Genomic DNA, 4,992 nt, shown 5'->3' on the forward strand with positions numbered 1-4,992 from the left:
GCTTTCCTCCGGGCTTTCGTTCTGTTCTTGCGTTTCCGACTCTATCAGACTCTTTCGTGTCCGACTTCCTCGGCGCTTTCAGGTTTTCGCTTTCGCGTTTCCCTTTCCGGCGGTTCCGACTCTATCAGAAGTTCTCCACCGGATTTCCCCGGCTTCGGATTCTGAAGAATCGAGTGCACCCCACACGGAATTACATTCCTCAGGGGGTGTGGCTGCCGAACTTGTCCAGTTCGAGGCAACCGTTTGACTCTACAACCCGCCCCGGGGGGTGTCAAAACGGCTCGGGCACCCCGGTCGGCCCGAGGGCGGACCTACAGGCCGGCCCGGGTCAGCAACGCTTCTGCCTCGTCCCGGGAGAGGCTCGGAGGGGGCGCTGCTGCCGGGGGGCAGCTGTGGTGGCCGCGAGCGAAGGCCAGCATCCACTCTGCAAGGTCGCTGTCAGGTTCCAAGGTGGCCACCACCCGCTCACGCATGACGGCCGGAGTGTCCGCCCTCGCCGCAATCGCGTTCCGGACGAAGATGTCCGGGTCTTCTGCCAACTGATCGCGCAGGCCGGCCGGCAGGTCCGGATGGACCGCTACGGCCTCTCGCACGTCGGAATCCGGGTCGGTGGCCAACTCCTGGGTCGGCGCCACGTGGCGGACTGCATCAGCGCGCGTCGCCGGATCGGCGAGCAGTACGGGCAGCAGGTCCGCCGGAGGGACGTACGCCCGAGCACTACACCTACGGACGTCCGGGTCGGTATCCGTCAGCAGTGCCCTGCGCACGGTGTCCGGAGCGTCCCGCCAGTGCGAAACAACCGACGACCGGACACCGGGCTCCGGATCTGCGGCCAGGCGGGCCAGCAGATCCGGTGGCAGATGCTTGTTCATCGTGAGGAACCGCCTCACGGACTGATCCGGGTCGTCCGCCAGGCGGGCCAGCAGCCCGGGCGGCTCGTCCGTGATGCTCGCGGCGACCGCGCACCGGACGGTCGGCTCCGGATGCTCTACGAAACGGGCCCGAAGCCAGGACGGGACATGGCTGTTGGCTGCGAGCGAGCGCGCGGAGCCGAGCGCGATGATCTCCTCGATCAGCTCCTCGGTCAGGTCCTTGCGTATCAGCGCGGCCGAGCCGCGGGCCCCCTGGTCCCGGAGCAGGCGCCGTAGGAGGTCGGTGGGAAGGCTCTCCTGGGCTGCCAGAGCTCTGAGTTGGGCGTCCAGATCCATGCACGGAAGGGTAGGGCGCCGTACCTGGGCGTCGGTGCCGAACTGCGCACTATCGCAAGGGGAGCAGTTGGATCAGTTGGAAGGCGGTGTCAGCGTCGGAGTGGGCCAGGGCGGCCCTGACCTCGTACCGGCCGGCCGGCAGATCCACCCGTGTGTGGTTGTCGGGCTCCACCTCGGAGCCGGGCCAGGCGGAGTCGAAGAGCACGACCGGCCCCGGCACGTCCCAGACCTGCCTGTCCTCCCAGGCGGCATCCGCCAGCGCCGCCCCGACGCCGCCCAGCAGGTCCGCTTCCGACTCGGCCGCCACCCATCGCACGAAGACCGCGTGCTCGGGGAGGAACGCCGTGGACGAGGGCTCGTCGCCCAGTACCAGCGCTTGCGCCGGACCCACCGCGAGCAGGCGGGCGTAGCCGGAGACCGCACAAGCCCGGTCGTAGTCGGATTCGGGGCCCTCGCTGTCCGCCCCCTCCCACAGGTTCAACACGGCAGCCGGCACCACCACGAGCGGGCCGCCGCCGGACTCCACCCAGTCGACCAGCCCTGGATCCGCATATCTCGCCATGCCGGGAGGTTAGAGGACCCGGACGGTCGGCGCCGACGGCCGAACGCAACAAACCTGTTCGCCTTGCCGGGCCGGCTCCGCACATGATGGGCGGATGGACGAGGTGACCATCAGCGAAGAAGACCGCCGTCTACTCGGACTCTGGGCCGCCGATTGTGTGGAGCGGGCCCTGCCGCTGTTCGAGGCGAAGGCGCCCTCCGACAGCCGGCCTCGCGAAGCGATCGAAGGTATACGTGCCTTCGTGGACGAGGGGAAGCGGACAGCGCGGCTGCGCTCCCTGGCCTGGGCGGCACACGCGGCCGCTCGCGAGGTCGACGACCCCGCGGCCACGGCGGCGGCCCGCGCCGCGTGCCACGCGGCAGCGACTCCCTACATCCACCCGCTGGCCACCCCGCACCAGTCGAAGCACGTGCTGGGGCCCGCCGTGTACGGGGCACTCGCCCGTGAACTCGCCGCGGAGGGGGACACCGTCGTCGGTGACGAGGAGATCCGATGGGCGATCGAACACGCCCCGACAGCGGTACGCGAACTGCTGCGCCGGATGCCGGCCCGCCGCCCCGGCCGCAGCCGACTGGAGACGCTCTACTACGCGCTCGACGAGGCCCTGCGCCACTGACCGGCGCCGGAACCCGGTCCGCAGGCGGCAGCGCGGGAGTCCCGGCAGCAGAACGCCGGAGAACTCGGCGGTGAGTGGTTCTCGCCGGGACACCGGTGGGAACCGAGGATGGGGGGCTCAGGTGTAAAGGAACCCGGTCATGGAGGGGGCCGGCTTCTCTTCGAAGGCTTGGCCTGAGCCGGCTACGAAGCCCATCTCCGGGCGTACGCCCTACCGAATCATTCCTCCGCGCCGACGCTCACCAAGTAGACACCCATGTACGGAAGTTACGGTGTGCCTCCGACATCTGCCCGGTGAGCATCTTGATGCGGGACGCGCCCTTCGACGACGCATGGGTTCCAAGGCCGCTCGAATACGTCCTGGCCGGTTCGGCAGGCGCACGGCGCACGATGCACGGCTGGCGAGGCCGGCCGACCGGCGGCTGACGGGGTTCGGGTCGGTGCGCTCCGCCGAGGACGGAGACCGGTACGCCGAGTGCCCGGTAGTGCGGCCTGCGGATCGCCAACGGCCTCACCGAGAACAGCATCGAGCTCGGTCCTCGGTGCTCGGTGTCCTGCGGGGCGGGCGCCGTTCGCGAGCACTCCCGAAAGGCACGACCATGCAATTCACTTCCGAACAGCGCCTCGACGACGGCGTCCTCGAACGCGAATTCTTCCTCGGCGAGATCCCCGACACCCTGTGGACGCCCGAGTCCGCCGCACCGGTCCCGCTGGTCCTGATGGCCCACAACAACGGCCTGCCCAAGGGCGCAGCCCGGCTGGTGGCCCGGGCCCGGCACACCGCGGCGTCCGGCTCCGCGGTGGCCACCATCGATGCCGCCGGGTGCGGTGACCGCCCCCGTTCCGCCGCCGACGAACACGCTCGCGACGACCTCCGCCGCGCGATGCAGGCCGGCGAGCCGGTCGACGAGATCTTCGAGACCCTCGTCGGCTCTCTGGTCGAAAAGGCGGTCCCGGAATGGCGGACCACCCTGGACGCCCTCCTCGCACTGCCCGAGATCGGCGGCCCGGTCGGATACTCGGGGTGGACCGCCGTCGGCATTCGCCTAGCAGTGGTCGAGCCGCGCATCGCGGCCGCCGGCTTCTTCGCCGGAGGGTACGTACCCTCCGCCCAGCGCGAGGAGGCCCGGCAGGTCACCGTTCCCCTGCTGTTCCTGCTGCAGTGGGACGACGAAGGAAACCCCCGGCAACGGGCCCTGGACCTGTTCGACGCCTTCGGCACCACGGAGAAGACGCTGCACGCCAATCCGGGCGGACACACCGGCACCCCGTGGTTCGAGGTGGAGGACGGGACCCGGTTCTTCGGCCGGCACCTGAAGTGAGGCCGGACCGTCAGGCCGACAGCAGACGGTAAGCGGCGCCGGCCAGGACGCTCTCCTCGAAGGACAGGTCCCGGCCCTCCGCAACTCTCTGCACCGCGGGCCCCTGCCAAGCTCTCGGCAGGGACCCGCCCTGCCCGAACTCAGGTTCTGGCGCGCCTTCCGTGAAGCGGGAGCTGGACCCCGAACTGGCCTGGGGCGAGGATGACCGATTCACGGAGTGGGGCGAAGCGATCGGGCGCCATCTTTACCCGCTCGGCGAGCTGGACCACGGCCGGTTCTTCCTGGGCATCGATGAAGTCGGCGTGATCTATCTCGTTGAGACCTGGGTTGCCAGCTTCGGACCGATGCCTCACGCCATGGAGAACTTGGTTCTCGGCGTGGTTCCTCGCCGAATCGATGAGGGGTACGAGCCGGCGGGACAGCCCTCCTGACGCGTCGGTCACCTGTAGAGCAGTACTCGCCTTCGGAGGCGCAGGAATCCGACTCGGCCGAACATCTGCCGTTTGAACATCTTGATCCGGTTGACGTGCCCTTCTACGACGCCCGAGCTCCAGGGCGGGGTGAGACCGGCGATGACAGCGTCGCGGTCGCGGTCGATACCGGCGGCGAGGATGTGGAGGCCGGGCAGGTTGTCGTTGCGGACGGCGTGGAGCCACTCGGGCAACCGCTGGCCTTGCCCGCTCGGTGAAGGTCTCGGCGAAGAACCGCACATGTCTGTTGAGTGCGTCCAGTTCGGGGCAGTGGCCCAAGACGGCCTTGAGGCAGAGCTGTTCCGCCTCGGTGAGGGTGTTGGTGTTGGTGTGGCGGAGGATCCGGCCAGCGACCGTGCGAGGTGAGGGTGGCGGTGCAGTGACGAGGTAGGGCTTGTACTCATCGAGTGCGGACGGGTACCCCTGCCATTCGCCGCGGAAGAGATCCTCGGGCGCGTTGGCGTCGGCGAGGACCTCGACGGTGCGGTAGGTCATGCCGAGTTGGCGTTGGATCGCGTGGCGGGCTGCGACCCGCGGCGAGTAGCGCGCGGACGGCCGCATGCTGCGGCTGACGGACACCGCGAAGACCTGTGCCGTCCGGGCGCCGGCCCGGCCAGCGAGGGCGAGACCGACCGCGGCAAGGTTTCCGTAGCCGGTCGGCAGCGGTGGCTGCTTCGATCCGCCGGTAGCTGCTGGCCTTGCGGCTGGGTGCACGGTGCCTTCGTGGTCGCACCTGTGCAGCACGACCGCCGACTCGAGCCGGCCCGTAAACGCAGAAAAGCCCCGCACCGAACCCATAAGGGCTGGTGCGGGGC

General features: G+C 69.4%; 6 protein-coding genes. 3 read left to right on the forward strand and 3 right to left on the reverse strand.

What is annotated here, in order from left to right:
• Positions 1–311: 311 nt before the first annotated feature.
• The gene (locus tag IE257_RS37550; protein ID WP_189974594.1) at positions 312–1,208 is read right to left on the reverse strand and encodes a hypothetical protein; all 897 of its coding nucleotides are present in this window, start codon (positions 1,206–1,208) and stop codon (positions 312–314) included.
• 49 nt (positions 1,209–1,257) lie between these two features.
• Entirely contained in the window at positions 1,258–1,770 is a 513-nt protein-coding gene (locus tag IE257_RS37555; protein ID WP_189974595.1) for an Imm21 family immunity protein, read from the reverse strand.
• Positions 1,771–1,864: 94 nt separating this feature from the next.
• On the opposite strand from IE257_RS37555, the gene IE257_RS37560 reads away from it, so the two are divergent.
• The 3 genes from IE257_RS37560 (at position 1,865) to IE257_RS37570 (ending at position 4,138) form a co-directional block, all read left to right on the forward strand.
• Positions 1,865–2,386 carry a putative immunity protein gene (locus IE257_RS37560; protein WP_189974598.1) on the forward strand — a complete coding sequence of 174 codons (522 nt, stop codon included), beginning with the start codon at positions 1,865–1,867 and terminating at the stop codon, positions 2,384–2,386.
• Positions 2,387–2,984: 598 nt separating this feature from the next.
• A complete protein-coding gene (locus IE257_RS37565; protein ID WP_189974599.1) occupies positions 2,985–3,707 on the forward strand; it encodes a dienelactone hydrolase family protein in 723 nt (240 codons plus the stop codon).
• Between the two features lie 161 nt (positions 3,708–3,868).
• Complete coding sequence (locus IE257_RS37570; protein WP_189974602.1) at positions 3,869–4,138, forward strand: SUKH-3 domain-containing protein; 270 nt, start codon at positions 3,869–3,871, stop codon at positions 4,136–4,138.
• A gap of 8 nt (positions 4,139–4,146) precedes the next feature.
• Here the strand turns inward: IE257_RS37570 and IE257_RS39255 are convergent, their stop codons facing one another.
• Positions 4,147–4,581 carry a transposase gene (locus IE257_RS39255; protein ID WP_308279512.1) on the reverse strand — a complete coding sequence of 145 codons (435 nt, stop codon included), beginning with the start codon at positions 4,579–4,581 and terminating at the stop codon, positions 4,147–4,149.
• Positions 4,582–4,992: the final 411 nt, after the last annotated feature.

It is taken from the genome of Streptomyces avidinii, from assembly GCF_014650695.1.
Lineage (GTDB): Bacteria > Actinomycetota > Actinomycetes > Streptomycetales > Streptomycetaceae > Streptomyces > Streptomyces avidinii.

Bases quoted from the DNA above. Each gene is read 5' to 3' on its own strand.
- IE257_RS37565 (WP_189974599.1), top strand. From the start codon at position 2,985: ATGCAATTCACTTCCGAACAGCGCCTCGACGACGGCGTCCTCGAACGC.
- IE257_RS37555 (WP_189974595.1), bottom strand. From the start codon at position 1,770: ATGGCGAGATATGCGGATCCAGGGCTGGTCGACTGGGTGGAGTCCGGC.
- IE257_RS37550 (WP_189974594.1), bottom strand. From the start codon at position 1,208: ATGGATCTGGACGCCCAACTCAGAGCTCTGGCAGCCCAGGAGAGCCTT.
- IE257_RS39255 (WP_308279512.1), bottom strand. From the start codon at position 4,581: ATGAGTACAAGCCCTACCTCGTCACTGCACCGCCACCCTCACCTCGCA.
- IE257_RS37560 (WP_189974598.1), top strand. From the start codon at position 1,865: ATGGACGAGGTGACCATCAGCGAAGAAGACCGCCGTCTACTCGGACTC.